22 protein-coding genes and 1 pseudogene are annotated in these 25,413 nt (G+C 68.6%); 13 read left to right on the top strand and 10 right to left on the bottom strand.

The window, feature by feature from the left end; translation table 11 throughout:
- Positions 1-35: 35 nt before the first annotated feature.
- Positions 36-791: a PIG-L deacetylase family protein gene (locus F8274_RS02640; protein ID WP_225853562.1), complete on the top strand. Its 756-nt coding sequence runs from the start codon at positions 36-38 to the stop codon at positions 789-791.
- 200 nt (positions 792-991) lie between these two features.
- On the opposite strand, the gene F8274_RS02635 is transcribed toward F8274_RS02640, so the two are convergent.
- The 3 genes from F8274_RS02635 to F8274_RS02625 all read right to left on the bottom strand — a co-directional run bounded on the left by F8274_RS02635 (position 992) and on the right by F8274_RS02625 (position 4,532).
- A complete protein-coding gene (locus tag F8274_RS02635) occupies positions 992-1,378 on the bottom strand; it encodes an MmcQ/YjbR family DNA-binding protein (RefSeq protein WP_151460652.1) in 387 nt (128 codons plus the stop codon).
- A gap of 362 nt (positions 1,379-1,740) precedes the next feature.
- The gene (locus tag F8274_RS02630; protein WP_151460651.1) at positions 1,741-3,231 is read right to left on the bottom strand and encodes a CoA-acylating methylmalonate-semialdehyde dehydrogenase; all 1,491 of its coding nucleotides are present in this window, start codon (positions 3,229-3,231) and stop codon (positions 1,741-1,743) included.
- Positions 3,228-4,532, bottom strand: coding sequence for an aspartate aminotransferase family protein (locus F8274_RS02625; protein ID WP_151460650.1), 1,305 nt, complete (start codon positions 4,530-4,532; stop codon positions 3,228-3,230). Before F8274_RS02625 ends, F8274_RS02630 begins: the two co-directional genes overlap by 4 nt.
- A gap of 130 nt (positions 4,533-4,662) precedes the next feature.
- Between F8274_RS02625 and F8274_RS02620 the strand changes: the two genes are divergently transcribed.
- The 6 genes from F8274_RS02620 to F8274_RS02595 all read left to right on the top strand — a co-directional run bounded on the left by F8274_RS02620 (position 4,663) and on the right by F8274_RS02595 (position 12,184).
- Positions 4,663-6,264 carry a PucR family transcriptional regulator ligand-binding domain-containing protein gene (locus F8274_RS02620; protein WP_151460649.1) on the top strand — a complete coding sequence of 534 codons (1,602 nt, stop codon included), beginning with the start codon at positions 4,663-4,665 and terminating at the stop codon, positions 6,262-6,264.
- A 227-nt stretch (positions 6,265-6,491) separates the two neighbouring features.
- A complete protein-coding gene (locus F8274_RS02615; protein ID WP_151460648.1) occupies positions 6,492-8,051 on the top strand; it encodes an NCS1 family nucleobase:cation symporter-1 in 1,560 nt (519 codons plus the stop codon).
- On the top strand, positions 8,048-8,890 hold the full coding sequence (locus F8274_RS02610) for a nitrilase-related carbon-nitrogen hydrolase (protein ID WP_151460647.1): 843 nt from the start codon (positions 8,048-8,050) through the stop codon (positions 8,888-8,890). Before F8274_RS02615 ends, F8274_RS02610 begins: the two co-directional genes overlap by 4 nt.
- A complete protein-coding gene (gene hydA, locus F8274_RS02605) occupies positions 8,887-10,290 on the top strand; it encodes a dihydropyrimidinase (RefSeq protein WP_151460646.1) in 1,404 nt (467 codons plus the stop codon). The genes F8274_RS02610 and hydA overlap by 4 nt, the downstream gene beginning before the upstream one ends.
- A gap of 13 nt (positions 10,291-10,303) precedes the next feature.
- Complete coding sequence (locus F8274_RS02600) at positions 10,304-11,296, top strand: TIGR03842 family LLM class F420-dependent oxidoreductase (RefSeq protein WP_151460645.1); 993 nt, start codon at positions 10,304-10,306, stop codon at positions 11,294-11,296.
- Between the two features lie 90 nt (positions 11,297-11,386).
- Complete coding sequence (locus F8274_RS02595) at positions 11,387-12,184, top strand: inositol monophosphatase family protein (protein WP_151460644.1); 798 nt, start codon at positions 11,387-11,389, stop codon at positions 12,182-12,184.
- A gap of 220 nt (positions 12,185-12,404) precedes the next feature.
- Here F8274_RS02595 and F8274_RS02590 read toward each other — a convergent pair whose 3' ends face one another.
- The 3 genes from F8274_RS02590 to F8274_RS02580 form a co-directional block, all read right to left on the bottom strand.
- Positions 12,405-12,821, bottom strand: a complete 417-nt coding sequence (locus F8274_RS02590) for a YeeE/YedE thiosulfate transporter family protein (protein WP_151460643.1) — start codon at positions 12,819-12,821, stop codon at positions 12,405-12,407.
- Positions 12,821-13,477, bottom strand: coding sequence for a YeeE/YedE family protein (locus F8274_RS02585; RefSeq protein ID WP_151460642.1), 657 nt, complete (start codon positions 13,475-13,477; stop codon positions 12,821-12,823). The genes F8274_RS02590 and F8274_RS02585 overlap by 1 nt, the downstream gene beginning before the upstream one ends.
- Positions 13,478-14,256: 779 nt before the next feature.
- A complete protein-coding gene (locus F8274_RS02580; RefSeq protein ID WP_151460641.1) occupies positions 14,257-14,790 on the bottom strand; it encodes a hypothetical protein in 534 nt (177 codons plus the stop codon).
- An 822-nt stretch (positions 14,791-15,612) separates the two neighbouring features.
- On the opposite strand from F8274_RS02580, the gene F8274_RS02575 reads away from it, so the two are divergent.
- Positions 15,613-16,332: a DinB family protein gene (locus F8274_RS02575; protein WP_192579673.1), complete on the top strand. Its 720-nt coding sequence runs from the start codon at positions 15,613-15,615 to the stop codon at positions 16,330-16,332.
- 6 nt (positions 16,333-16,338) lie between these two features.
- Here F8274_RS02575 and F8274_RS32520 read toward each other — a convergent pair.
- Positions 16,339-16,473 (bottom strand): annotated as a pseudogene (locus tag F8274_RS32520) (DUF3418 domain-containing protein); the annotation flags it as partial.
- 491 nt (positions 16,474-16,964) lie between these two features.
- On the opposite strand from F8274_RS32520, the gene F8274_RS02565 reads away from it, so the two are divergent.
- Positions 16,965-17,525 (top strand): GNAT family N-acetyltransferase, encoded by a 561-nt coding sequence (locus tag F8274_RS02565; protein ID WP_151460639.1) that lies wholly within the window; start codon positions 16,965-16,967, stop codon positions 17,523-17,525.
- A 161-nt stretch (positions 17,526-17,686) separates the two neighbouring features.
- Here F8274_RS02565 and F8274_RS02560 read toward each other — a convergent pair whose 3' ends face one another.
- Both F8274_RS02560 and F8274_RS02555 read right to left on the bottom strand, forming a co-directional pair.
- Positions 17,687-17,956: a hypothetical protein gene (locus F8274_RS02560; protein WP_225853561.1), complete on the bottom strand. Its 270-nt coding sequence runs from the start codon at positions 17,954-17,956 to the stop codon at positions 17,687-17,689.
- Positions 17,957-18,478: 522 nt separating this feature from the next.
- Positions 18,479-19,060 carry a type 1 glutamine amidotransferase domain-containing protein gene (locus F8274_RS02555; RefSeq protein WP_151460638.1) on the bottom strand — a complete coding sequence of 194 codons (582 nt, stop codon included), beginning with the start codon at positions 19,058-19,060 and terminating at the stop codon, positions 18,479-18,481.
- A gap of 239 nt (positions 19,061-19,299) precedes the next feature.
- Between F8274_RS02555 and F8274_RS02550 the strand changes: the two genes are divergently transcribed.
- The 3 genes from F8274_RS02550 to F8274_RS02540 all read left to right on the top strand — a co-directional run bounded on the left by F8274_RS02550 (position 19,300) and on the right by F8274_RS02540 (position 23,002).
- Entirely contained in the window at positions 19,300-19,590 is a 291-nt protein-coding gene (locus F8274_RS02550) for an aldo/keto reductase (protein WP_305070065.1), read from the top strand.
- A 128-nt stretch (positions 19,591-19,718) separates the two neighbouring features.
- Positions 19,719-20,327 carry a DJ-1/PfpI family protein gene (locus F8274_RS02545; protein WP_151460637.1) on the top strand — a complete coding sequence of 203 codons (609 nt, stop codon included), beginning with the start codon at positions 19,719-19,721 and terminating at the stop codon, positions 20,325-20,327.
- A gap of 239 nt (positions 20,328-20,566) precedes the next feature.
- Positions 20,567-23,002, top strand: coding sequence for a low temperature requirement protein A (locus F8274_RS02540; protein WP_192579672.1), 2,436 nt, complete (start codon positions 20,567-20,569; stop codon positions 23,000-23,002).
- A 229-nt stretch (positions 23,003-23,231) separates the two neighbouring features.
- On the opposite strand, the gene F8274_RS02535 is transcribed toward F8274_RS02540, so the two are convergent.
- Positions 23,232-23,780 (bottom strand): helix-turn-helix domain-containing protein, encoded by a 549-nt coding sequence (locus F8274_RS02535; protein ID WP_151460635.1) that lies wholly within the window; start codon positions 23,778-23,780, stop codon positions 23,232-23,234.
- 56 nt (positions 23,781-23,836) lie between these two features.
- On the opposite strand from F8274_RS02535, the gene F8274_RS02530 reads away from it, so the two are divergent.
- A complete protein-coding gene (locus F8274_RS02530) occupies positions 23,837-25,390 on the top strand; it encodes an MFS transporter (RefSeq protein WP_151460634.1) in 1,554 nt (517 codons plus the stop codon).
- Positions 25,391-25,413 lie beyond the last annotated feature (23 nt).

Raw genomic sequence — 25,413 nt, 5'->3', positions numbered from 1 at the left:
GCCGGACGGACGAAGAGGCGGCTACGGTCTGGAGCGTGGACGAGCTTCTGCCGGCACTGCCGGAGGACTGGGACCGCTGTCTCGCGGTGGCCGCACACCCCGACGACCTCGAGTACGGTGCGGCGTCGGCGATCGCCCGCTGGACCGCTCAGGGCAAGCAGGTCACCTACCTGTTGGCCACCCGGGGCGAGGCGGGGATCGACGCGATGCACCCGGACCAGGCCGGGCCGTTACGCGAGGAGGAGGAGCGCGCGGGGGCCCGCGAGGTCGGCGTACACGTCGTGGAGTTCCTCGACCACCGCGACGGTGTCGTCGAGTACGGTCCGGACCTGCGCCGCGACATCGTGCGGGCGATCCGCCGCCACCGGCCCGACGTGATCGTCTCGGGCGCATTCACTGTCCGCATGGTGGGCGGTATGACCAACCAGGCCGACCACCGGGCAGTGGGACTGGCGACGCTGGACGCCGCCCGCGACGCGGGCAACCGGTGGATCTTCCCGGAACTGGTGGACGAGGGGCTGCCGCCCTGGGGCGGCGTGCGCTACGTCTGCTTCGGCGGCGCCGAACGCCCCACACACGGCGTGGATGTCACCGGTGAACCGTTGCGGCGCGGCATCGCCTCGCTGGCCGCGCACGCGGAATACACCCAGGGCCTGGGTGTGGCCGGACCTGAACCCGGGCCGTTCCTGACCTGGGCGGCCCGTCAGGGCGGCCCGGCGCTGGGCGTGGAGGCGGCGGTCCTGTTCGACGTTCACACCCTCACCTTCGAGGGCCCACCACCCTGGCTCTGAGCCCTGCCGGATCCCCGGCGAGCGTGTCGCGCGCTCGTGAGCACATCCAGTTCGGTCTCGCATGGCTGGCACCCGGGTGCACGATCCGCGGGCCGCCACGTCTCTGACGTCGCCGGTTCCCACTGATCCGGCGAGGCCCGCGACCTGGTCAGCAGGCGATGCGGCAGCGCGGTACCGGGCCCAACGCGGCCCGGCCGGGCTCAAGGTGACGGAGCACCACCGCCGTCATCGAGGTCACCGACGAGCGAGTCTGGGGCACGCATGCGCCACGCGTCGACGACGAGCTCCTTCAGCCGATCGACGCTCACCTGCGCCAGGTGAAGCATGACCAGGGGCAGGCCGTCATACGCGGGCGTGGTGAAGAAGACCTCGGGCTCGCCGAGGAGTAACGCCTGCTTCTCCGCTTCGTCGCCCACGTACAGCACCGCGATATCGGTCCGGATGCGGCGTGCCGTACCGGGTCTGCGCTCCGGGTAGGACCAGACGAACCCTTTGCCGGCGACCCGGAAGTCGAAGCCGTCACTGTTGATCTCGACCACGTGAGGCAGCGCCAGCGCGAGGTGACGGACATCGTCCGCGTCAGCCATCGAGGTCGCTCCAGGACACCGCCTCCTGCATCCGCACAGCCTATCGGCCGCGCCGCCGTCGGCCCCAGAGGACTTTGACAGCGAGGCGAGCCGCCGGGATCTACAGAGCCACCTGCGGACGAGGCAGAATCAAGAATTTCCTGCAGGGGGCAGAAGAGGCCACGCCGGAGGGCTCACGTCTTCATCTCCCCGCTCGGGCACGAGTTGCCCTCGACGCCCAGCGCATGAAGACGATGACCAGGTCGGCCTGCTCCCGCGCCGAACGCACCGCGGCGGTGAGCCGGGCGGAATCCAACGCCATTGCCACCCCCGTGACCGAGGCGCCGCCTGCCATCTGTGCCGCGCGGCTCAGGCTCTGGTGCTCAGCTGTTCTGCGGGAAGCCGAGGTTCACTCCTCCGTTGGAGGGGTCGAGCCACCGGCTGGTGACCACCTTGGATCTGACGAAGAAATTCACTCCTTCCGGCCCATACGCGTGCGCGTCACCGAACAGGGAGTCCTTCCACCCGCCGAAGGAGTAGTACGAAACCGGGACCGGAATCGGGACGTTCACACCGACCATGCCGATTTCGATCTCGTTCTGGTAGCGCCGGGCTGCGCCGCCGTCGTTGGTGAAGATGGCGGTGCCGTTGCCGTAGCGGTTGGTGTTGACCACCTCGACGGCGTCGTCGTAGCTGGGCACGCGCAGCACCGAGAGCACCGGTCCGAAGATTTCGTCGGTGTAGATGGACATGTCGGTGTCGACGTGATCGAAGAGCGTCGGCCCGAGCCAGAAGCCGGCTCGCTCACCGTCGATCGGGTGGCTTCGCCCGTCGACCACCAACTCTGCGCCCGCGGCACGTCCAGCGTCCAGGTACGACACCACCCGGTCGCGGTGGGCTCCGGTGACCAGCGGTCCCATCTCGCAGCCCGGCCGGCGCCCGTCGCCGACCTGGAGCGCGGCGATCCGCTCGCTGATCTTGCCGACCAGCGCGTCGCCGACCGGGTCGACGGCCACGACGACGGAGATGGCCATGCAGCGTTCGCCGGCCGAGCCGAAGCCGGCCGAGACAGCGGCGTCGGCTGCGAGGTCGAGGTCGGCGTCGGGCAGTACGACCATGTGGTTCTTCGCGCCGCCGAGCGCCTGCACACGCTTGCCGTTGCGGGTGCCGGTCTCGTAAACGTAGCGGGCGATCGGGGTGGAGCCGACGAAGGAGATCGCCTTCACCGCCGGGTGTTCGAGAATGCGGTCGACTGCCTCCTTGTCGCCGTGCACGACGTTGAATACTCCGTCCGGTAGCCCGGCCTCGGCGAACAGTTCGGCGAGGAAGTTCGCCGCGGACGGGTCCTTCTCGCTCGGCTTGAGGACCACGCTGTTGCCGCACGCGATCGCGTTCGGCGCGAACCACAGCGGCACCATGGCGGGGAAGTTGAAGGGGGTGATCACGCCGACCACGCCGAGCGGCTGCCGGATGGAGTACACGTCGACCTGGGTGGACGCGTTTTCGCTGAACCCGCCCTTGAGCATCTGCGGGATGCCGCAGGCGAACTCCACGTTCTCCAGCCCGCGTTGGATCTCCCCCGTGGCGTCGGACAGCACCTTGCCGTGCTCATCCGTGATGATCTTGGCCAGTTCGGGCCGGCGGGCGTTCAGCAGTTCCCGGAAGGCGAACATCACGTTCGACCGCTGGGCGAGGGAAGCCGTACGCCAGCGGGTGAAGGCCTCGCCGGCGACGGCGACGGCCTGGTCGACGACGGCGGCGGTCGCGAAGTCGACCTGTCCTGCGATCTGTCCGGTGGCGGGGTCGTAGATGTCGCCGGCGCGTTCGGCGACGCCGTTCCACGGCTTGCCGCCGATCCAATGGGTGGTCCTCATCGCTGCTGCACCTCCTTGGCCACGGCCTCGATCGACTGGGTGAGGATCTCCAGCGCCTCGTCCGCCTCGGCCCGGGTCAGGGTCATCGGTGGTGCCAGGCGGATGACGTTTCCGTACAGGCCGCCCTTGCCGACGAGCAGTCCCCGTTCCCGGGATTCCTCCAGCAGCGCGGCGGCGGCCGCCGGGTGGGGCGCACCGTCGGTTCCGACGAGTTCCAGCGCGATCATCAGGCCCTTGCCGCGGACGTCGCCGACCACGGGATGCGCCTGCGCGACCGCACGGAGGCCGTCGAGCAGCCGGGCACCGAGGTCTGCGGCGTTGGCTTGGAGGTCGTGTTCCAGGAGATAGTTGAGCGAGGCCAGAGCGCCGGCGGTGGCGAGCGGGTTGCCGCCGAAGGTGGAGATCGAGTTGGCACCGAGGCAGTCCATGAGGTCCGCCCGGGCGATGACTCCGCCGATCGCCAGGCCGTTGCCCAGCCCTTTGGCGAAGGTGATCGCGTCGGGTACGACGCCGTGCGCCTGGATGCCCCAGAAGTGCTCGCCGGTGCGGCCCCAGCCGGTCTGCACCTCGTCGGAGACGAGGAGGATCCCGTACTCGTCGAGCACCTTCTTGAACTCGCCGAACAGCCCGTCGGGTGGGGTCGCGAAGCCGCCGACGCCCTGGATCGGTTCGACCATCATGCACGCGACGTCGCCCGCGGTCGTCGTCTCGATGATCTCGCGCAGGTCGGCGACGCAGGCGCGGACGTAGTCCGCGTCGGACAGGTCCCGGAAGGGGCTGCGGTAGCGGTAGCCGCCGTGCACCCAGCTCACCTTCACGGGGCTGAGCGCGCTGGCCGACCAGCCGCGGATGCCGGTGATGCCGACGGTGGCGAACGCGCGGCCGTGGTAGGAGTTGCGCAGGGCGAGCACCTGCTCGCTGCGCCGGTGCTGGGTGGCGAGCATCAGCGCGGTCTCGTTCGCCTCGGTGCCCGAGTTGGTGAAGAACACCTTGGCGTCCGGGATCCCGGAGAGCTCCGCGATCTTCTCCGCGAGCTCGACCTGCGACTGGATCAGGTAGAGCGTGGAGGAGTGCAGCACGCCGGTGTCGATCTGCGACCGGACCGCGTCGCTGATCTCGGCCACGTCGTAGCCGATCGCGTTGGTGAGGATGCCGGCGAAGAAGTCGAGGTAGGTGCGACCCTCCCGGTCGGTCACCCGGCGACCGGACGCGCTGGCGAACTCGATCGGCTGTTCGTAGTACAGCGCCAGCCACTTCGGCATCACGGACCGGTGTCTGGTCAGCAGCTCGCGGTGCGCCATCGCGTCCTCCGTATCTCCGCCGGTAGGCCGAGTGTGGCGGCATTCGTTGTCCAACCGCTATGTGCAACCTGTACCGCTCTGCGGCCGCTGCCATTACGTTGTGTGCAATCCCGGTAGTAGGGAGGTCGCGATGTATCCGTCCGTCGCAGAAGCCGTCGCGCTGCCGGTGATCCGACGCGCGAGGCCACAGGTGGTGGCCGGGTCGGCCGGGATGCAGGGCCGGGTCCGCTGGGTCCACGTGGCGGAGGTCGCCGACATCGCCCACCTGCTCCGCGGTGGGGAACTGGTACTGACCACCGGCATCGCGCTGCCCGAGGAGCCGGCGGCGCTCACGGGCTACGTGGACGACCTGGCCGCGGTCCACGCGGCCGGACTGGTCATCGAGTTGGTCCGCCGGTGGAACGATCACGTACCCGAGGCGCTCGTGACTGCAGCCGACCGGCACCGACTTCCCCTGATCACGCTCGCGGAAGAGACGCGGTTCGTGTCCGTCACCGAGGCGGTGGTGGCGCTGATCGTCGACGCCCAGCTCGCCGAGCTGCGGGCCGCCGAGCAGGTGCACGAGACGTTCACCTCGCTCACGGTGGCCGGGGCCGAGCCGGCCGAGGTGCTGCGCGAGGTGGCCCGGATCTCCGGGCTGCCCGTCGTGCTGGAGACGCTGGGGCACGAGGTGCTCGCGTACGACGCGGCCGGGCAGGATCCCACCGAGCTGCTCGCGGACTGGAGTCAGCGGTCCCGGTCCGTGGCCGTGCCCGAGCGAACGGCCTACGACGAGGAGGCCGGCTGGTTGGTCACGGTGGTCGGCGCGCAGGGCGCCGACTGGGGACGCCTCGTGTTGCTCTCGCCGGACCCTCCGCCGCACCGGCACATGGTGGTCGCGGAGCGGGCCGCGTCGGCGCTGGCGGTGCATCGGCTCGTGGCACGTGATCGGGAGAGCCTGGAACGGCAGACGCATCGGATGTTGCTCGCGCAACTGCTCGGCCAGGCGGTACCGCCGCCGGATCTGGCCGCCCGGGCGGCCGCGCTGGGGGTCACCCTCGAACGGCGGCAGCTCGTCGGGGTGGCGATCCGACCCGGGCACATGACACCACGCGCGCCGGCGCTGGCCACTCAGGAGGTGCTGCGCGACCTCGCCGAGGTGACCGCGTCGGCCGCACGGCGGGTGTCGGTGCCCGCCCTGGTGGGCGTCGTGGACGACACGAGCGTACGGGCGCTGTTGTCGCTGCCCGCCCACGCCAGGGTCGACGCGGTCCTCCGTCGACTGGCCGAGGAGGTACACCGCTCGACAGCCGGCCCGGTGCTGGTGGCGGTCGGCACCACCGTGTCACACGCCGCCGAGGTGCGCCGCAGCCTCGGCGAGGCCGCCCACGTCGCGGGGGCGGCCCTCCGCACCCCCGGTGCCCAGCTCTACCACAAGCTGGACAACGTGCGCCTGCGCGGCCTGTTGCACCTGTTGCGGGAGGACGAGCGGGTCCAGGCGTTCGCAGACCGGGAGTTGGGCCCGCTGCTGGCGCGGGACGCCCACCAGCGCAGCAGGCTGGTGGAGCTGCTGCGCTGTTACTGCGAGCAGGGCGGGAACAAGTCGGCGGCGGCCGCTGCGGCGCACCTGTCGCGTACGGCCTACTACCAGCAGCTGTCGCGGATCGCGCAGGTGCTCGGGGTGTCGCTGGAGGACCCGGAGTCGGTGCTGTCGCTGTACGTCGCGCTCCTGGTGCACGAGCTCGACGCGTAGGAGCCCTCGCAGCGCTAATCCACCCACCGTACTGATTGACAGGTGGGTGCGGGCATGCCGTGGACAGAGTGTGCCCCGATCAAGGCAAGCGTGGACACTTTGCCGCTGCCCGGGGCGGGCTCGCGACACCCACCATTCCCCCATAAAGATCGCGCTGAACCGCCCACCAGGAGCGCGTGAGCCGGGTTGGTCGGCCAGTGTTGCGGCACCGTAACAGGAGGTGACCGATGACCGTCGAACCCCTGCCCCCGGCCGAAACCACCGCGGTCGAACCCGGCACGCAGATCACCCATCCGGACGGCCGAGTCGAGTTGCGCGACTTCTCCACGATTGCCGACAGCCGCTTCTTCAACAAGGAGCTCGCCCCGGTACCGATCGAGAAGCGCACCTGGACCACGTACAACTTCGCGGCGCTGTGGATCGGCATGGCGCACAACATCCCCACCTACCTGCTCGCCGCCGGGCTCATCCAGCTCGGCATGAACTGGGTGCAGGCGTTCCTCACGATCACGCTGGGCAACCTGCTCGTCCTGATCCCGATGCTGTTGAACAGCCACGCGGGCACCAAGTACGGGATTCCCTTCCCGGTGTTCGCCCGCGCGTTCTACGGAGTCCGCGGCGCGAACTTCCCGGCCCTGCTCCGCGCGTTCATCGCGTGCGGCTGGTTCGGCATCCAGACCTGGATCGGCGGCGAGGCGATCTACGCGATCGCCGGCAAGCTGCTCGGCTCCTGGTGGGTCGACGCAGCGACGGTCATGGACTACCCGTGGACGCTGTGGGCCTCGTTCCTCGTCTTCTGGGCGATCGAGATGGCGATCATCTGGCGGGGCATGGACACCCTGCGACGCTTCGAGAACTGGGCCGCACCGTTCGTCATCGTGGTCGCCGTCGCCCTGCTGATCTGGGTCATGGTCGAGGCGGGCGGGCTCGGCCCGATCCTGTCCGAGCCGTCGAAGCTGGGCTGGGGCGCCGACTTCTGGAAGCTGTTCGCACCATCCCTGATGGGGATGATCGCCTTCTGGGCGACCCTCTCGCTGAACATCCCCGACTTCACCCGGTTCGGCGGCAGCCAGCGGCAGCAGGCGTATGGCCAGGTCCTCGGCCTGCCCACCACGATGTCGTTCTTCGCCATCCTGTCGATCATGATCACCTCGGGCACGGCGGTGATCTACGGCGAGGCGATCTGGGATCCCATCCAGCTCGCCGCCAAGTTCGAGAACCCGCTGGTCGTCGCGCTGGGCCTGTTCACGGTCGTGGTCGCGACGCTGTCGGTGAACGTCGCGGCAAACACGGTCAGCCCGGCGTACGACTTCTCCAACGCCGCACCCAGACTGGTCAACTTCCGAACCGGGGGCCTGATCACCGGCGTGCTCGGCATCCTGATCCAGCCGTGGCGGCTGGTGCAGGACCCCAACATCTACATCTTCGTGTGGCTCGGGTTCTACGGCGGCCTGCTCGGCGCCGTCGCCGGGGTGCTCATCGCCGGATACTGGGTCCGCAGCCGCACGCGCCTCCAGTTGCCCGCCCTCTACCGTCCCGAGGGCCGCTACTGGTTCTCCGGCGGCTGGAACTGGGCGGCCATCGTCGCCACCGTCGTCGGCGCGGTCCTCGCGGTGGGTGGCGCCTACTCCGCACCGGGCAAGGGGCCGTTCCCCGAGGACGGGCTCATCCCGTTCCTCAAGCCGCTCTACGACTACAGCTGGGTGGTCGGTCTGATCGCCGGGTTCCTCGTCTACCTGGCGTTGTCGATGCCGCGCACCGCCCACGTCAAGGAGGAGAACCGATGAGCACCATCATCCGAGCCGGGCTGGTGCAGCAGAAGTGGACCGGCGACAAGGAGTCGATGATCGCGAACGCGGTGGAGGCGATCCGCAGCGCCGCGTCGCAGGGCGCACAGGTCGTCTGCCTGCAGGAGTTGTTCTATGGCCCGTACTTCTGCCAGGTGCAGGACGCCGACTACTACTCGTACACCGAGGCGATCCCCGACGGGCCGACGACCGCGCTCATGCGTGAGCTGGCCGAGCAGCACGGCGTGGTGCTGATCGTGCCGATGTACGAGCAGGAACAACCAGGCGTCTACTACAACACGGCGGCGGTGATCGACGCCGACGGCACCTATCTCGGCAAGCACCGCAAGAACCACATCCCGCAGGTGAAGGGGTTCTGGGAGAAGTTCTACTTCCGGCCGGGAAACCTCGGCTATCCTGTGTTCGACACCGCGGTGGGCCGCATCGGCGTCTACATCTGCTACGAACGGCACTTCCCCGAAGGCTGGCGGGCGCTGGGGCTGGCCGGCGCGAAGATCGTCTTCAACCCCTCCGCCACGAGCCGCGGCCTGTCCGAGTACCTCTGGCGCCTCGAGCAGCCGGCCGCCGCGGTCGCCAACGAGTACTACGTCGGCACGATCAACCGCGTCGGCGTGGAACCGTTGGGCGACAATGACTTCTACGGCCAGTCCTACTTCGTGGACCCGCGGGGGCAACTGGTCGGCGACGCCGCGTCGGACACCGAAGAAGAGGTCGTCATCCGCGATCTCGACATGGACCGGCTGGCCGAGGTGCGCGACCTGTGGGCGTTCTACCGCGACCGCCGGCCGGAGACCTACGAATCGCTGGTGACGCCGTGAGCATCGTCATCCGCAACGGAACAGTCGTCAACGCCACCGGGGAGTACCCGGCGGACGTGCTGGTGGAGGGCGAGCGGATCGCCGCGCTCGCCGCGCCGGACTCGGGTCTGGCCCAGCAGTGGGCGTCCGGCGCCGAACGAGTGATCGACGCCGCCGGGAAGTACGTGGTGCCCGGCGGCATCGACGGCCACACCCACATGGAGATGCCGTTCGGGGGCACCTTCTCGGCCGACACCTTCGAAAGCGGGACGACCGCCGCGGCCTGGGGCGGCACGACCACGATCATCGACTTCGCCGTGCAGGGCAAGGGAACGTCGCTGCTGTCCGCGCTGGACAAGTGGCACAGCAAGGCCGACGGCAACTGCGCGATCGACTACGGGTTCCACATGATCGTCTCGGACGTCAACGACACGTCGCTCAAAGAGATGGAGGCCTGCATCGACGCGGGCGTGAACACCTTCAAGATGTTCATGGCCTACCCGGGTGTCTTCTACGCCACCGACGGGGACATCCTGCGGGCGATGCAGAAGGCCCGGGACACCGGATCGATGATCATGATGCATGCGGAGAACGGCATCGCCATCGACCAGCTCGTCGCGCAGGCACTGGCGAGTGGGCGGACCGACCCGGTACAGCACGGACTGACCCGGCCGCCCGAGCTGGAAGGCGAGGCAACCTCCCGGGCGATCACCCTGGCGAAGGTCACCGGCGCACCGCTGTACATCGTGCACCTGTCCGCCGCGCACGCCCTCGACGCGGTCACCCAGGCCCGCGACACCGGGCAGAACGTGTTCGCCGAGACCTGCCCGCAATACCTGTTCCTGTCGCTGGACGACCTGGCCAGGCCTGACTTCGAGGGCGCGAAGTACGTCGCCTCTCCCCCGCTGCGGCCCAAGGAGCACCAGGCGGAACTGTGGCGGGGCCTGCGCACCAACGACCTGTCGCTGGTGTCCACCGACCACTGCCCCTTCTGCTTCAAGGACCAGAAGGAGCTGGGCCGGGGAGACTTCTCGAAGATCCCCAACGGGATGCCGGGCGTCGAGCACCGGATGGACCTGCTCTACCAGGGCGTCGTGAAGGGCGAGATCACCCTGCCGCGCTGGGTCGAGATCAGCTCGACCACGCCCGCCCGGATGTTCGGCCTCTACCCCCGCAAGGGCGTCATCGCCCCGGGCGCGGACGCGGACATCACGGTGTACGACCCGACGGCCGAGCAGACCATCTCCGCCGGCAGCCACCACATGAACGTGGACTATTCCGCGTACGAGGGCATGCGGCTGACCGGCAAGGTCTCCACCGTGTTGTCCCGCGGCCGGATCGTCGTCGACGCCAACGCCTTCCACGGCGCCGCCGGGCACGGCACGTTCCTGAAGCGCGACCTCAGCCAGTACCTGGTGTGACGAGGAGTTGACCGTGGACTTCGGTGTCGTACTGCAGACCGACCCGCCCGCCCGCGACGTCGTGGCGGGCCTCGCCGCCGCCGAGGACAACGGATTCCGCTACGGGTGGACGTTCGACTCCTGCGTGCTGTGGCAGGAGCCGTTCGTCATCTACTCGCAGGTCCTCGCCGCGACCAAGCACCTGATCGTCGGACCGATGGTGACCAACCCGAGCACCCGCGACTGGTCGGTCACCGCATCCCTCTTCGCCACCCTCAATGACATGTTCGGCAACCGAACCGTCTGCGGGATCGGCCGCGGCGACTCGGCCCGCCGAGTCATCGGCCAACCGCCGGCGAGCCTGGCCACCCTCAGAAGCGCCATGCGCGTGATCAAGGAACTGGCCGAGGGACGCGACGTCGAACACCACGGCACGCCGGTGCGCATCCCGTGGGTGCGGGACGGCAAGCTGGAGATCTGGATGGCCGCCTACGGCCCGAAGGCGCTGCGGCTGGTCGGCGAGCAGGCCGACGGCTTCATCCTGCAGACCGCCGACCCGGACATCGCCCGTTGGACGATCGGCGCGGTACGGGACGCGGCCAGCGCCGCCGGCCGGGATCCGGACGCGATCACGATGTGCGTGGCCGCCCCCGCCTACGTGGGTACGAACCTCGTACACCAGAGGGATCAGCTGCGCTGGTTCGGCGGCATGGTCGGCAACCACGTGGCCGACCTGGTCGCCCGCTACGGCGACTCCGGCGTGGTGCCGAAGGCGCTGACCGACTACATCATCGGCCGCGAGGGCTACGACTACGCACACCACGGCCGCGCCGACAATCCGTCCACCGACTTCGTCCCCGACGCCATCGTCGACCGATTCTGCCTGCTCGGCCCCGAGTCGGCCCATGTCGACCGGCTACAGGAGCTCAGGGAGATCGGGGTCCACAACTTCGCTCTCTACCTCATGCATGACGACAAGGAGAAGACCCTCACCGCGTACGGCAAGAACGTGATCACGCACGTCTAGTGCGTCGCGCACGGCCATGAGCCCTGCGGCGGCGGGAGCGGCGCGGCCCTGACCGACGGGAGTCAGCTTCGCCCCGATACTGTGCCTGCCATGATCAGCTCGTATGCGGGCCTTGACGATGCCGGGGTCGCGATGGCCGCGGCCCGTGCCGGCGCTGACGTGGTACGCGACATGTACGGCCAACGGCTCGGCCGCATCGACAAGGGCGCCGGGGACTTCGCCACCACCGCCGATGTGGAGGCCGAGCAGACGATCCTCGGCGTCATCCGTGCCGCTCGGCCCGATGATGCGGTGCTCGGCGAGGAAGGCGGGCAGCGGGGCGCGCCCGACGCTGCGCGCCAGTGGTTGGTGGATCCCCTGTGCGGCACGCTGAACTACGCCGTCGGCAACATGCTGGTGGCCGTCAACGTGGCGCTGCGCAACGGGGCAGCGGCGGTGGCCGACCCGTTCAGCGGCGAGGTCTACTTCACCGACGGTGAGACCGCGTGGGTGCGGCACGACGGTGCCGACGCGCGGTTGACGCCCACTTCCGCCAACCATCTGGTGGACGTCAACCTGGACCCGCCGTTTCCGAGCGCGCCCGGATTCCGGGCCGTCGACCTGCTGGCGCACCCCGGGTTCGTCGAGTGGTTCCGGCCGCGGGTCGTGTCCACGACGCTGGCGTTGGCCTGGGTCGCGGCCGGCAAGCGCGCCGCGTACGTCACCGACGGCGGTGACCTGTCCGGGAGTGTGCACTTCGCCGCCGGCATCGCTGTGTGCCGGGCCGCCGGCTGCGTGGTCACCGGGATCGACGGCGCCCCGATCGGGCCGGCAGGTCGCGGGCTTGTGGCGGCCGGCGACGCCGAGACCCACGGGCTGCTGATGTCGATGATCCGCGGCCGAGGCTAACGGGTGACCCCACAGGTCTCGCCGGGCCGGATCAGGCTGCGCCACGAGCGGATCGTTTCCGACGGGTGCAGCTGCTGGTGGATCGGGACCTCACGGCCGGTAAGTGGACGCCCGAACCACCCGGGCATTCGCAGACCCCCAAATCAGCAGACCGTGGGCGAAGTCGGGTAAATCGGAAGTCACCATTGCGGAGACGTGCCGTCCGAGTCGCTCGGTTCGGCTACCGCTCGCAGGATCCGCTGTCGAGGTGGAAGTACCTCGTGTTGGCCCAGCGGCAGAGCCGGATGCCGACGACTATGCCGGCGATCGTGACCAAGGCGGGGAGGTACCCGCTGGCGACTTGGACGATGGGGATCGCCGGGCAGCCACCCGAGATCGCCCAGCCCGCGCCGAACAAGATTGCGCCGGGGATTACGCCGGCGTGGATTCGACCTGGGGTGCGGCGGACGCGCAATACGGCGAATACCACGACGATGATCGCTACGCCGCCGGCGAAGGCCAGGAACATGCGCAGATCCTGGAAGGTGAACATACGGTTCAGTTCGGCGTAGTCACCGAACCCGATGTTCGCGACGGTAAAGCCGAGCGCCAGCCCAGCGATGATGTTAGCGAGGACTATCCCGCCCCGGGTACGCATCAGATCACCTTCCACAGCAGGAACGACACGAGGACGCCGGTGCCGAAGAAGACGGCGGTCGCGACGATGCTGACCGGCTGTAGCCGGCCGCAGCCATTGAGCCCGTGACCGCTGCTGCACCCTCCGGCGAGACGGGTACCGAAGCCGACGAGCACCCCGCCGACGAACAGCGCGCCAATCATTGCGATCGGTTTATCGGTCACGATCTGGCCGAAGGCGTCGCCCATGTCGAGGCGGAGCCGGAACCGGCCGGCGGTAACCGCCGCTATCCACCCGCCGACGAAGATTGACAGGAGCAGGGCGACCTGGCTGACCAAGGGTGCCGGGAGCCGGCTCGCCAGTGAGGAGCTCGGCGAGGCAGGTGGTCGTCCGTCCTGTCGCGGTGCCCGCGCGTCGCCGTGCGAGGCGGGATGTGCAGCAGGTGCCGCCGAACCGGCTCCGAACTGGTCGGCGGCCGCCGCGGCGAGAGCCTCGACGAGGACACGTTCGTCAGCGAACTGCTCGTTCACCCGTTCGACCCGGCGTTCGGCGCGCCAGTGCAGCACGCGGTCCCACGCACCGGACACTCCGAAGGATCGATCGGTCGTGACGGCGTAGTTGATGGTGATGAGAGCGAGCCCGGCAGCCCCCGCCCACCAGGGCCAGTATTCAGTCATGCGGGACCTGCAATCCAATCTACGAGTCGGGTCCACCACGGGACCCGCCGAGGCGCCGGTCGAGCGGATGGGGTTCTGTACGGACCCGCTGCGGACGAGCCGGGGTTGACCCCTTGAGCGGGTGCCGGTATCGGATTGAGCTCCCCGGCCGGCACGGGCTCGAACCGCTGCGAGGACCCCGGATCGAGCCGCGACGGGGGTGTCTGGCGCGCCGTGTCCGACCCCACACCGGCGGGTACGCGCCCCAGATATATCGCGTCGGCTCCATTCGGCAGGAGCGTGATGGGTACGGGCCGGCCCGTCCGGGACAGCTCGTACCGAGCGCACGTCCGCCAGCCCTGCGCACTGTCGCAGTAGTGGTTGCGCCAGGCGCTCAAGCTTGCGTTGAGCAGGGGGAAGAGGGGGCAGGCCTGAGCGTGTGAGCAGCCCATGTCACTCCGATCTGGCCAGCATCACCCGGCGAATGGGTGGGATGGCATGAGTTGGAGGGGCAGGTCTCGATTAGCAAGCATACATATCGTATGGACGACTGGCGATGAGGAGGCGATCATGTCGAATGGCGATTTCATCAACGGCCTGACCACGCCCACTACGGTCTGGTCGCGGTCGGACGGCCGTTTGCCCGTGGCCGCGTCGGCCGTCTGGTTCGCCGACTGGTGCGGGGGCCAGCCCCGCGCCCGGTCGGCGCGTCCGGGCACAGGTGCACCCAAGGACCCCTGATCTACAACGAACGTCACGCCCGCGCCGTGCTCGAACGGATACGCCGCCGCCTCGGCCTGTCACTCGAGCAGTGGCACCCATGCGGCGGCGACGGTTCCGTCGCGTCGCGCCTCGGTGAGCCGTTGGGCCGGAAGCGGCTCGGAGTGCACTGCCTGCTGCGGGGGACCAACTCCGTAGACGGCGGCGACGGCGCCCAGCGCCCTTGCGGCGGTCGTCCAAGTGGACGGTATCTCGGCGACGCCGTAGGCGAATACATGACCGGTCGGGTCACGCAACGCGAGACCCGTAGCGCCCAGACCCACACCCCAGGTGGTCACCCTCGCCGGATGTGTCGCCGATGGCCAGCGGGGCAGGCCCAACAAGATCGCCGCCTCCACCTGCGCCTCGCATCGCGAGCCGGTGAGGGTTTCCGTCCACGCGGCGCTGACTGGCTCGAACCACGCGACGGCGACCCCCACCGGTCCGTCGGCGTGAGAAGGCTCCCCTGGCGGCGGGATGGGAAAAGGAGCAGCCCACGGCTCCTCCTGGCTCGTCACCCACAGGTGCAGCCGTTCACCGCCGCGGCGTTTGGCATCGTCGGCGACGGCAAGCACCCACGCATCGCTGACCTCGTCTCGCGCGCCTGAGCGATCCGGGTGGCTTACCGGTGGACTCGGCTCCGTAGCACCTGCGCTTTCCGCAGCCGGTAATCCATCCAATTCCTCTCGTGATGTTGCTGACGTCCGCTGGCGGCGTGCGTTCACCTGCTGAGTGGACCTGGGTACTGCCGCAGGTACGGGCTTGAACGCGTCGACTCCGTTCGGCAGGAGAGTGATTGGCACGAGCTGACCTGTCCTGTACAGCTGGTACCGAGCACATGTCCGCCAACCCTCCGCACTGTCGCAGTAGTGGTTACGCCAGACGCCCAAGCTTGCGTTGAGCAGGGGGAAGAGGGGGCAGTCCTGAGCGTGTGAGCAGCCCAAGTCGCTCCGATCTGGCCAGCGTCACCCGGCTGATGGGTGGGATGGCATGAGTTGGAGGGGCAGGTCCCGGTCAGCAAGCATACATACCGTATGGACGGCTGACGATCGAAAGGCGATCATGTCGAACGCCGCCTTGATCAACGGCCGGTCACGCCCCACTACGGCCTGGCCACGGTCGGACGGCCGTTGCCCGCGGCCGATGACGCGTCCGCGTGGGCCGTCTCGTTCGCCGGCTGGCGCGGGGCCGGCCCCGCGCCACGGTCGGCGCCGCGCGCCGCGCGGACGTGGGGGTTCGTGTCAAAGGATCGACATCAAGCGATACCCAACTCGGGTTGCGCGTTCACGGCGCCATCCTGATCGGCGGATAGCAAGCCCATCTGCCCGTGGGACCTGGAAGAGGCCAAATCAAGCCGGGCAGGCTGCTTGTCGGTGCTCGGACCTAGTATGCGGAGCATGACGCGTTATGTCGACGAGGATCTGCACGGTGCGGAGTTCCGCGAGTGCGATCTGACCGGGGCACGCCTGATCGGCGTCGTCATGCAGGATGCCGTGATCGACGGGCTCATCACCAACCTCGTGGTGAACGGTGTCGAGGTCACCGAGTACGTCGAGGCAGAGCTCGACCGGCGTCATCCGGTGCGGGTGCTGATCCGCTCCGAGGACCCTGCCGATCTGCGCGAGGCATCGCGTCAGCTGCATGCCGGCTGGGCCGCCACGATCGAGCGAATCCGCCGTACGCCCGGCATCGAGCGCCGCAGCGTGAACGACGAGTGGTCGGCGGTGCAGACGATGCGCCACCTGGTCTTCGTCCACGACTCGTGGTTCCGCCGCTGCTGCCTGGGCTCGACGGAGCTGTTCACGCCGATGGGCATCGGGACGACCGTCGAGCCCTACCGGGGAGCGCACGGGCTTGACCTCTCGCTCGATCCGGCCCTCGACGAGATCGTGAGCGTGCGTGACGCACAGGCCGCCGAGCTCGAGGCCTGGCTCGACGAGGTCACCGCTGTGCAGCTCGCAGCGCGAGCACCGGTGCCCGACGACGATGTCTGGCCGCCGTACGCCCGGGGCCGCTCGGTGCGGCAGTGCCTCGGCACGGTGCTCAACGAGACCTTCGAGCACCACGGCTTCTGCGTCCGCGACCTCGACCTGATCGAGGCACAGAAAGCTGAGTAGGGCCGGCTACGGACTCAGCATCTTGCGGATGCGGGCATCGCTGACCGTCTGCGCGGTGCCGAGCTGCTGGGCCCAGAGCTGGACGCGGTACTTCTCGAGTATCCGGCGGGCCTGACCTAGGTGCTGGCCGGGCGGCCGTCGGGAGCGCGGCGAGCTGGTGGAGGTGCGCCGCCTGGAGGTCGGCGATGCGGTCCATCAGTGCGCGACCGGCGGCGATAGTCGTATCCAGGTCGCGGTGCCCGACAGGGGTCACTCCCCCTAGCGTTGAGTGCCGATTGCAGCGGCGACCTGACATCAGCCGTTGACATCAACAGTGGCGGCCGAGGCCGCACCAGCGCGGACGGATGTCGCCTCTGGACCGGGCCTGGTGAACGTCACGGACGCTGCGGCTCTCGCCGGAAGCGCCTTACAAGCATGGGTCGCAGGTTCGAAACCTGCCGCGCCCACCACCAAATACCACGAAAACCGCCCCGAGAAGATCACTCCCCAGGGCGGTGACAGCAACGCTGACAGCAGCAGCAGCAGTCACGAGAGCGGTCTGTCGAGCTTCCCGAGCCCCTGCCGTCGCCGACGAGGTCGCCGCAGGTCACGGGAGAGGCGGCCTATGTTCCGCTTCGACGTCTGAGTCAGGAGTGCCTGGCTCGGACGAAATCCGCGTAGTCCTCCCCGGCGACGCCGTGGTTGACCCTGCGCTGGCGGAGGCGGCGTACGCGTTCGGTTCCCAGCTTGCGGATTGGCAGGGCGACGGCGACCGTGAGGAACGTTGGCGCGGTCGACTGGCCATCCCCGGCTCGTACAACATCCTGGCGATGCTCGACGGGCAGCCCGTCGGGATGGCCAGCGGGGTGCCGACCGATCAGGACGGCGTCGTCGAGCTGATCTCGATGCACGTGGCGCCGCCGGGAGGTGGCCGCGGCGTGGGCGACCACCTCGTGCAGGCGGTCGAGCAATGGGCTCGGCTGGTCCGCGCGGGGATGTTGCGGCTGTCCGTGGTGGAGGGCAACAAGAACGCTTGGGCCCTCTACGAGCGCAACGGCTTCCGTGACACAGGGGAACTCGGCGACCTGATGCCCGACGGCGTACGTCGGGAGCACATCATGACCAAGAGTCTCGTGGGTTGGCGGTCGGCCGCCGATCAAGGGTCTTCGACCAGCGCTTCACAGTCGGTAGCGAGCGGCTCAGGTATCACCTAACCCATCAAGCGGAGCCAACCGGTAAGGCATCAACCGGAGTACGACACCGGCTGGCGCCGTGTCGGGTCTCAGGACTTCCGTGACAGATCAGTCTCGGGACGTAAGTGACACGTCCGGCTAGACGATCTTGTAGTTCCTTGTGGCCTCTTGCCGATGGTCGGTCAGGTAGTCGGCTTGTCGTACTCGGCTTCGAACTCTGCTTTGCGTCGTACCAGGTATGCCGGCCAGTCGGCTCGTGCGGCGTTGACGTCGTCGATGGAGAGCTTGATGACGCCGCAGTGTTTGAGGTCGCAGGTTCGTGGTGCGGTGGCGTCGATCAGGGAGATGCCCATGAGCACTTCGCCGTCGTTGTGGGTGCATAGGACGGGGTGGAAGGAGCAGTCCTCGTAGATGTCTCCTGGGTTGATGTCCCCGGGTTGGTCGATCGTCACGGTTGTCATTGTGCCGGTCATGGCTGGGTGGGTGATCCGGTGGCTGGCGGCTTCGCGGGGGTTCGGGTTAGCGGACCTTGAACCGGGCGAAACAGGGCTTGACCTCGAGTGTTTGGCTGTGTGTCGGGATCGACACGAACCGATCACCAACCCAGGCTGCGCGTTTCGGCGCCATCCCGGTCGGCTGGCAATCACCCTAACTGAAGCGATCATGAGAGTCCCAGGATCGCCGCACGAACGCGACTTCGCAGGTGACGGGGGGTGACCGCGAGGGCGGAGCCGTTGGGCTCAGCGGCTGCCCGAGCTCGTCACCGACGCCGTTGTCAGCCCGGTCGCCGGGATCGTCGCAGACGCTATGCCCGCGGACATGCCTGTAGCCGTCATCGGCGAAGTCATCGCCGTACTGCCGCCCGGGCCTCAGCGCGGAAAGCATCCAAGCGGCGCCAAGATCCGGTTGGCGGGATACCCGCCGGGCCGGGGCTCCTGGCCCGGCTGAGCCTCCCGGCCTGGAGCCCCACCGGGTCAGGCCGTCGCCATCTGGCGGACGTGTCTGCCCTCGGCGAACTCCTCCACCATCTTGGCGCAGAAGGCCGGAAGGTCGCTCGGGCTGCGGCTGGTGACCAGGCCGTTGTCAACCTGTACCTGCTGGTCCACCCAGTTCCCGCCCGCGTTGCCGATGTCGGTGCGCAGGCTGGGGAACGAGGTGACGGTCCGCCCGTTGACCATCCCGGTTTCGACCAACGACCAGGGGCCGTGGCAGATCGCCGCCACCGGCTTCTGTTGCTCAAAAAACGCCCGAACAAAGTCCATCGCCTGCGGGTTCATCCGGAGCCGGTCGGGATTGACCGTCCCGCCTGGCAACAGCAGGGCGTCGTAGTCGGCCGCATTCGCCTCGTTCACGGTCCGGTCCACCCGATAGCGGTTGGCCGGGTTGATGTCCTGGTTCATTGACTGAATCTCGCCGGAATTCAGTGAGATCAGGTGGACTTCGGCCCCCGCCTGCTCCGCAGCGGCCCGGGACTGGGTGTACTCCACGTCCTCAACCCCGTCGGCGGCGAGGCAAGCGACTCGTTTGCCGGTCAGCGGCTGCTGGCTCTGCGCCATTTTTGCGGCCTTCCCTTCGCGGCGCCGCCCCGACGGCGGCGCATCGTTCGCTCGCGGTCGCCTTCCCGGTGTTGGCACCGGGAAACAGGCCACCGAACCCCACTCGAGGCGGACAATCCGCCTATACGCCCGCCGCTCACAGTGGGCCTGCGCGGAGGAAGGTCGCGCTACGAGACTGCTTCCTGTCGCAGCGGGTAACGCACTCAACCCACTGGTACCCAGGCTCCCGAAAGGCCGCCATGACCCTCGCTGCCGCCGCGATCGAGCTGCCATCCGGCCAGACCATGCCCGTGCTCGGCCAGGGAACCTGGTACCTGGGCGAGCGCCCCGGAAGGCGGCAAGACGAGATAGCCGCCCTACGCGCCGGGCTCGACTTGGGCATGACCATGATCGACACCGCGGAGATGTACGGTGACGGCGCCTCTGAGGAACTCGTCGGCGAGGCGATCATCGGACGACGAGCCGGCGTCTTCCTGGTCAACAAGGTGCTGCCGTCCAACGCCAGCCGAAGGGGAACCGTGCAGGCCTGAAGCCCAAGCTCAACGTGCGGGCTCAAGACGCGGAGCGCTGGTACATGCCGCGAGCCGCCGATTGGCACTGGGCCCGGAGCGGCGCGCCCGGGACAGTGGTGACCTGATGCCGCACTCAGGGGGTTGTGATGCAGGTAGCCGTCGTCACCTTTGACGGGTTCAACGAGCTCGACAGCTTCATCGCTTCCGCGCTGATCAACCGGTGTCGTAAGGACGGCTTGGAGGCTTTCATTACGACGCCGACGCCTGTGGTCACGTCGATGAACGGCGTCGAGGTGACAGGGCAACGCCCGATCGAGTTCGTGACCGAGGCCGACGTCGTGCTGATCGGTAGCGGGGTGAAGGCGCGCGAGGTGGTCGCCGACGACCGGCTGATCTCCAGGCTGGCACTCGATCCTTCGAGGCAGCTGATCGGTGCGCAGTGCTCGGGCGCGCTGGTGCTCGCCCGGCTCGGGTTGCTCGATGGCATGCCGGCGTGCACGGACAGGAAGAGCCGGCCTTTTGTCGAAGCCTGCGATGTCACCGTGCTGGACGCGCCGTTTCATGCCGAGGGGAACATTGCTACGGCGGGGGGATGCCTGGCGTCCCAGTATCTCGCCACCTGGGTGATCACCCGAATGCTCGGGTGCGACGCTGCGCGCGACGTCATCGACTACGTGGCTCCGGTCGGCGAAAATCAGGAGACTGTCGAGCGCGCCATGCGTGCCGTCCACGCGGGCGAGATTGCCCTGCGCTAAGCCCCTCGATCATCCTTCCCCGGCCAGACAGCAGGGCCGGTACAGACACCGATCGAGCAGAGACTCACTGAGGCGGGCCTACGCGAAGCGGTGCCCGGGTTCTGCCGAGAGCCCTGGTCGCCCGTCGTGGCGAGCCGCGTGCGCTGCCCGGCATGGGCGAGCCGACAGCTTCTGTCGACATCGCCCGCTGAGTGAGCCGATCCACTGTCGCGGGGGCGGCTTGTTGGCAGAGTGAGGTCGTGTGGAGCTTCGGTCGACTCCACCTGGCCCGGGGAGAGGGCAACGTTACCCGGCTGGAGTTGTTCCTTGACCTGATCTTCGTGTTCGCGTTTCTGAACGTCACGGGTGTGACTGCCGAGCAGCTCAATCCGGCCGGTCTTCCCCGAGGGCTGCTGCTGCTCGTGCTGCTGTGGGGTTGTTGGGCTCCGTACGCGTGGCTCGGCAACATCCTGCGGCTCAACCGAGGCATCATGCCGCTGTTCATGTTCGGACTCAGCGCGACGCTCTTCGTGATGGGTCTGACGGCCCGGGAGGCTTTCATCGACCGCCCCGGCGGGCTCTCCGGTCCGGTGGTGTTCGCGATCTGCTACATCGTGGCCCGCAGTGGCGCCCTCGTGTTCGCCATCGCCGCCGGCGTGGCGCAACCGGGCACCCGCCGGCGGCTGTGGAAGGCCGGGCCGTTGATCGTGGCCGGTGAGCTGGCGTTGCTGGCGTCCGCACTCGTGCCGTCGTATGAGCACAGTGAGCAGGCGTTCGTCGGGGATGTGGTGGCCCGCGAATGGCTCCGGTTTGTCCTGGTCGCTTGCGCGATCATCGCCGGGTACGGCGGTACTTTTCTGCTGGGTGCCGGGACCTGGCGGATCAGATCCATCCGTTACTGGGCGGAACGGCACAGCTTGATCATCCTGATCGGTGTTGGCGAGGCGATCATTTCGGTCGGGCTGGGCCAGGGCGTGGCCGTGGCGCATCCCCTCACCCTGGAGGTGCTGGCTGGCGCGCTGCTCGGCGTCGTGCTTGCCGGGCTGCTGTGGTGGACCTACTTCGATGTGGCCCGGTTCGCCGCGGAGCTGGCGTTGGAACGGGTGTCGGAGGCCCGACGAGCGCTCCTAGGGCGCGATGCGTACAGCTTTTTGCACCTGCCGATGATGGCCGGGCTCATCCTGGTCGCTCTCGGCATCCACCACACATTGTCCGAGCAGCGCGTGCCGTCGGAAACGTCGGCCGCAATACGGCTGTTGGTGCTCTACGGCGGGGTGATCCTCTACCTTGTCGGGCTGGTCCTGTTCGAGGTACGCACGCTGCGCCTGCTCGGTCGATCACCCATCCTGGGGATCCTCCTGGTGGGGTCCCTGGCGGCGGTCGCTCCTCACGTGCCGGTGCTGGCCCAACTGGCGCTGTTGACGGCGGCGGTGGCTGCCATGGCGCTGGCCGACGCCACGGTCTTCCGGCACCGCCACCGCCGGCTGCACGCCGAAATACAACCGCTCATGAAGCAGTCCGGGGTGACGCCGAAGGAGCTCTTCTTCGACCTGGTCTACGTGTACGCGTTCCTGCAGGTCGCCGCCATGATGGCCGACGACCCGACCTGGCGCGGAATGGTGCGCGGGCTGCTGGTGCTCATCGTTCTGTGGATTGCCTGGTGCGCCTACACCTGGCTGGGCGTCGCGGTCCGCTCGGAGCAGCCGGTGGTGCGCCTGGTGGTGCTGCTCGTCGTCACGCTCACCGCGCTGATCACCCTGGCCAGCCCGGAAGCGTTCAACGCCGACGGTAGCGGGGTGCCCGGGCCGCTGGCCTTCGCGACCTGCTACGCACTGATCCGGCTGCTGTTCCTCGCCGCGTTCTGGCTCACCGTTCGGCAGGAGCCGACGCAGCGGAGCGCCGTGATGCGCAGCGCCGTGCCGACCCTGCTGGCGCTCGCCATCCTGTTCGCCTCCGCGTTGCTGCAGCAGCCTGTCGGCGATACTCGGCTGCTGACCCCCTCGCGCGCCGGCCTCTGGATCGCCGCCATCGCCGTGGACCTGGTCGGCAACCGGCTCGCCAGAGCACGCCACTCGTGGACCTGGTCCGCCGAGCACTGGGCCGATCGGTACAGCCTCATCATCATCATCGCGCTCGGTCAAGCGGTCATCTCCATGGGCACCGCTGTGGTCTACACGCCCATATCCGCTCGGATCATCGTCGCTGCCGCACTGGGCACTGCCCTGCTCGCCGCACTCTGGTGGATCTACTTCAGCACGACCGCCATCTACGGGGCGCGGGTGCTGGCGGCAAGCAGCACAGACCGGCGGGCGGCGCTGGCTCAGGACGCTTACGCGCTGCTGCACCTGCCGATGATCGCCGGCATTGTGCTCGTCTCGCTAGGGCTCGGCAAGACCATGTCCGTGCTGGGCAGCCGAGGCCTGTTCGCGCCCGGCGCCCCGCTCGACGCACTCCCGCACCTGGCCCTCTTCGTCGGCGTGATCACCTACCTGCTCGCAGATCACGCGATCCGCTGGCGGATGACTCACCGCGTCCACCCACAACGGATCACCGAGACACTGGTGGTCACGGCGTTGGCACCCGCCAGCGCTCAACTACCGGCGCTGAGCGCCCTCGCCGCACTGGCGGCAGTCTGCCTCGGGTTCGCCGCGCTCGAGCTGACACGCGGAGATCCGCTATCACAAGCAGCTCATTGAAGGGGTGCGTGGTTGGGGGCGCGTTCAGGTGCCGATGCCGATGGGTGCTCGCCCAAATGCCAGCTCCGTCCACCGTCCGGTGAAGTCGCTGATCGATCCGGGCACCTCACACAAGCCGGCGGCGGCCGCCGTCAAGCCTGCAGGCTCACCAACCGGGACCGGCGCATGTTGGCCATCGGCTATCGTCCCGTCCGTTTCGGCGCAGCGTCAGGTGCGTAGATTGAGATCTTCATCCATCGGATTGAGGGTTATGGGGGTCAGTGTCGTTTCCGTCCGTCACCAGTCGGGCAGCGGTGTCGGGTAGCGCCACTTCGTGCCCATTTGCGCACTCCACGACGACTCCGAGCGGACTTCCGCAGCCGGCGTGCACGAGTTCGACGCCACCCTCGCGACCGAGCCGGTCCCCCCATTGCATCAGGGCGACCAGCACGGGGAAGAGGTCTCGGCCCAGTTCGGTGGAAACGTACTCGTACCTGGTCCGCTTGCCCGGCTCCTGATACGGCTGCCGCTGCAGCAGGCCGTCGACGACCAGCTGTTTGAGCCGCTTGGCGGCCACCGCCTCGGTGAGGCCGGTGCGTCGGGCGAGTTCGTCGAAGCGCCGGCCGCCGTAGTAGACCTCGCGCATGAGGATCATCGCAGACCGGGTGCCGATCAGCTCCAACGCGTGCTCGATGCGGCACCAGCCCTCCGCCTGCCAGGCGTCGCGGTCGGCGAAGCGGCCGGTCAGTGCGATGACGGCGTCGGTGTCGGGCCTGGTCGGCCCGCCTGGCTGTGTCATAGCTGCCACACCCCCTGGCTAGGCATTTGCATAGCCAGGGTGCTACCGTCCTGGCTATGGTTTCCACTAGCCAACCTAACACCGCCGCAGGGCCCACCCTGGCGCCCACGACGGAGGCACGCCGACGATGGCTCGCCCTCCTCGTCGTCTGCCTGGGCGTGATGATGACCTTCGTCAACGTGTCGTCGACCATCTCGGCGCTCCCCCCGATCCAGGACGACCTGCGCATGTCCGCCAGCACGCTGGTCTGGGTGAGCAGCGCCTTCAGCCTCGCCGTGGTGAGCCTGGTCCTCTCCGCCGGCACGCTGAGCGACCTGCTCGGGCGACGGCGGGTCTTCTCCTACGGCGTCGCTCTCTTCACGCTCGGCAGCGCGCTCGCCGTCGCCGCCCCGAACGCGGGTCTGCTCATCGTGGCCCAGGCCGTGATGGGCTTCGGCGCGGCGGCTGTGTTGCCGTCGAGCCTGTCGATCGTGAGTCACGCCTTCACCGACCAAAACGAGCGGGCCGGCGCCATCAGCGTCTGGGCCAGCTGTTCCGGCCTCGGGCTGGCGATCGGGCCGCTGGTGGCAGGCATGCTCCTGGGCCAGGCCCCCTGGCACACGGTCTACCTCACCAACCTCGCCCTCGGGGGACTCGCCCTCGTGCTCACCCCGCTGTTCGTGGCGGAGAGCAAGCACCCGACCCGACGACTCGATCCCGCCGGCGTGCTGCTGGGCACCATCGCGATCGCCTCGGCGACCTACGCCATCATCCAGGGCGGCGCCAGCGGCTACGACCGCCCTATGATCATCGTGGCTTACGTGGTCTCCGCCGTTTCGCTGGTGGCCTTCGTCCGGCTCGAACTCCGCCACCACGACCCCATGCTGGAACTGCGGCTGTTCAAGAGCGCCTCGTTCGCGACCGTGATGGCCATCAGCGCCGTCACCATGTTCGGCTTCGTCGGCATCTGCCTGCTCACCGTCCTCTACCTGGAACGGATCGCCCACGCTAGCGCCCTGGAGACCGGGGTGAAGATGCTCCCCATGTTCGTCCCCTACGTCGCGGTCAGCGCACTCGCCGGACGCCTGGCCCGTCGCGCCGGCATCGCTCCCGTGCTCGCCGCGGGGCTCGTCCTCATGGGCGCCGGGGCCCTCGCGCTGGTGATGGTCCGCCCGTTCAGCGGCTACGGGGCGATGTGGCCGGGACTGGTCGCCGCCGGCGTCGGTTCGGCGCTGCTGGTAGCGCCGTCGACCGCGGCCGCCGTCAACAGCGTGCCGGCGCTGCAGGCCGGCATGGCCGCCGGGTCGGTCAACATGTTCCGCCAGCTGGGCAGCGTGCTCGGTCCGAGCATCCTCGGCACCCTGGTGACGACCCGCTTCCCGACGTACCTGAACGAGCAGCTCGTGGCGGCTGGAGTACCGTCCGACAAGGCTGAAGCGGTCGTCGCGGGAGCCACGCGCGGCGGCAGCACGGGTCAGCTCCCGGCCCCGCTGGCACACACGCTCTCCTTGGCCGTGCCACGGGCCTTCACCGACGCCCTTCACCTGGGCTGGCTCGTCGGCGGCGTCGTCCTGCTCGTCATGGTGGTGCCGACGGTGCTGTTCGTCCGGCGCCCCGCGGCAACTTCCTGATCCACCGAATGCCCGCACGGGGC

The organism is Micromonospora sp. AMSO31t, from assembly GCF_008868175.1.
In the GTDB taxonomy this organism is placed as follows: Bacteria; Actinomycetota; Actinomycetes; order Mycobacteriales; family Micromonosporaceae; genus Micromonospora.
Note: the sequence above shows the minus strand (reverse complement) of the source record. Positions and strands in the feature narration are given on the sequence as shown.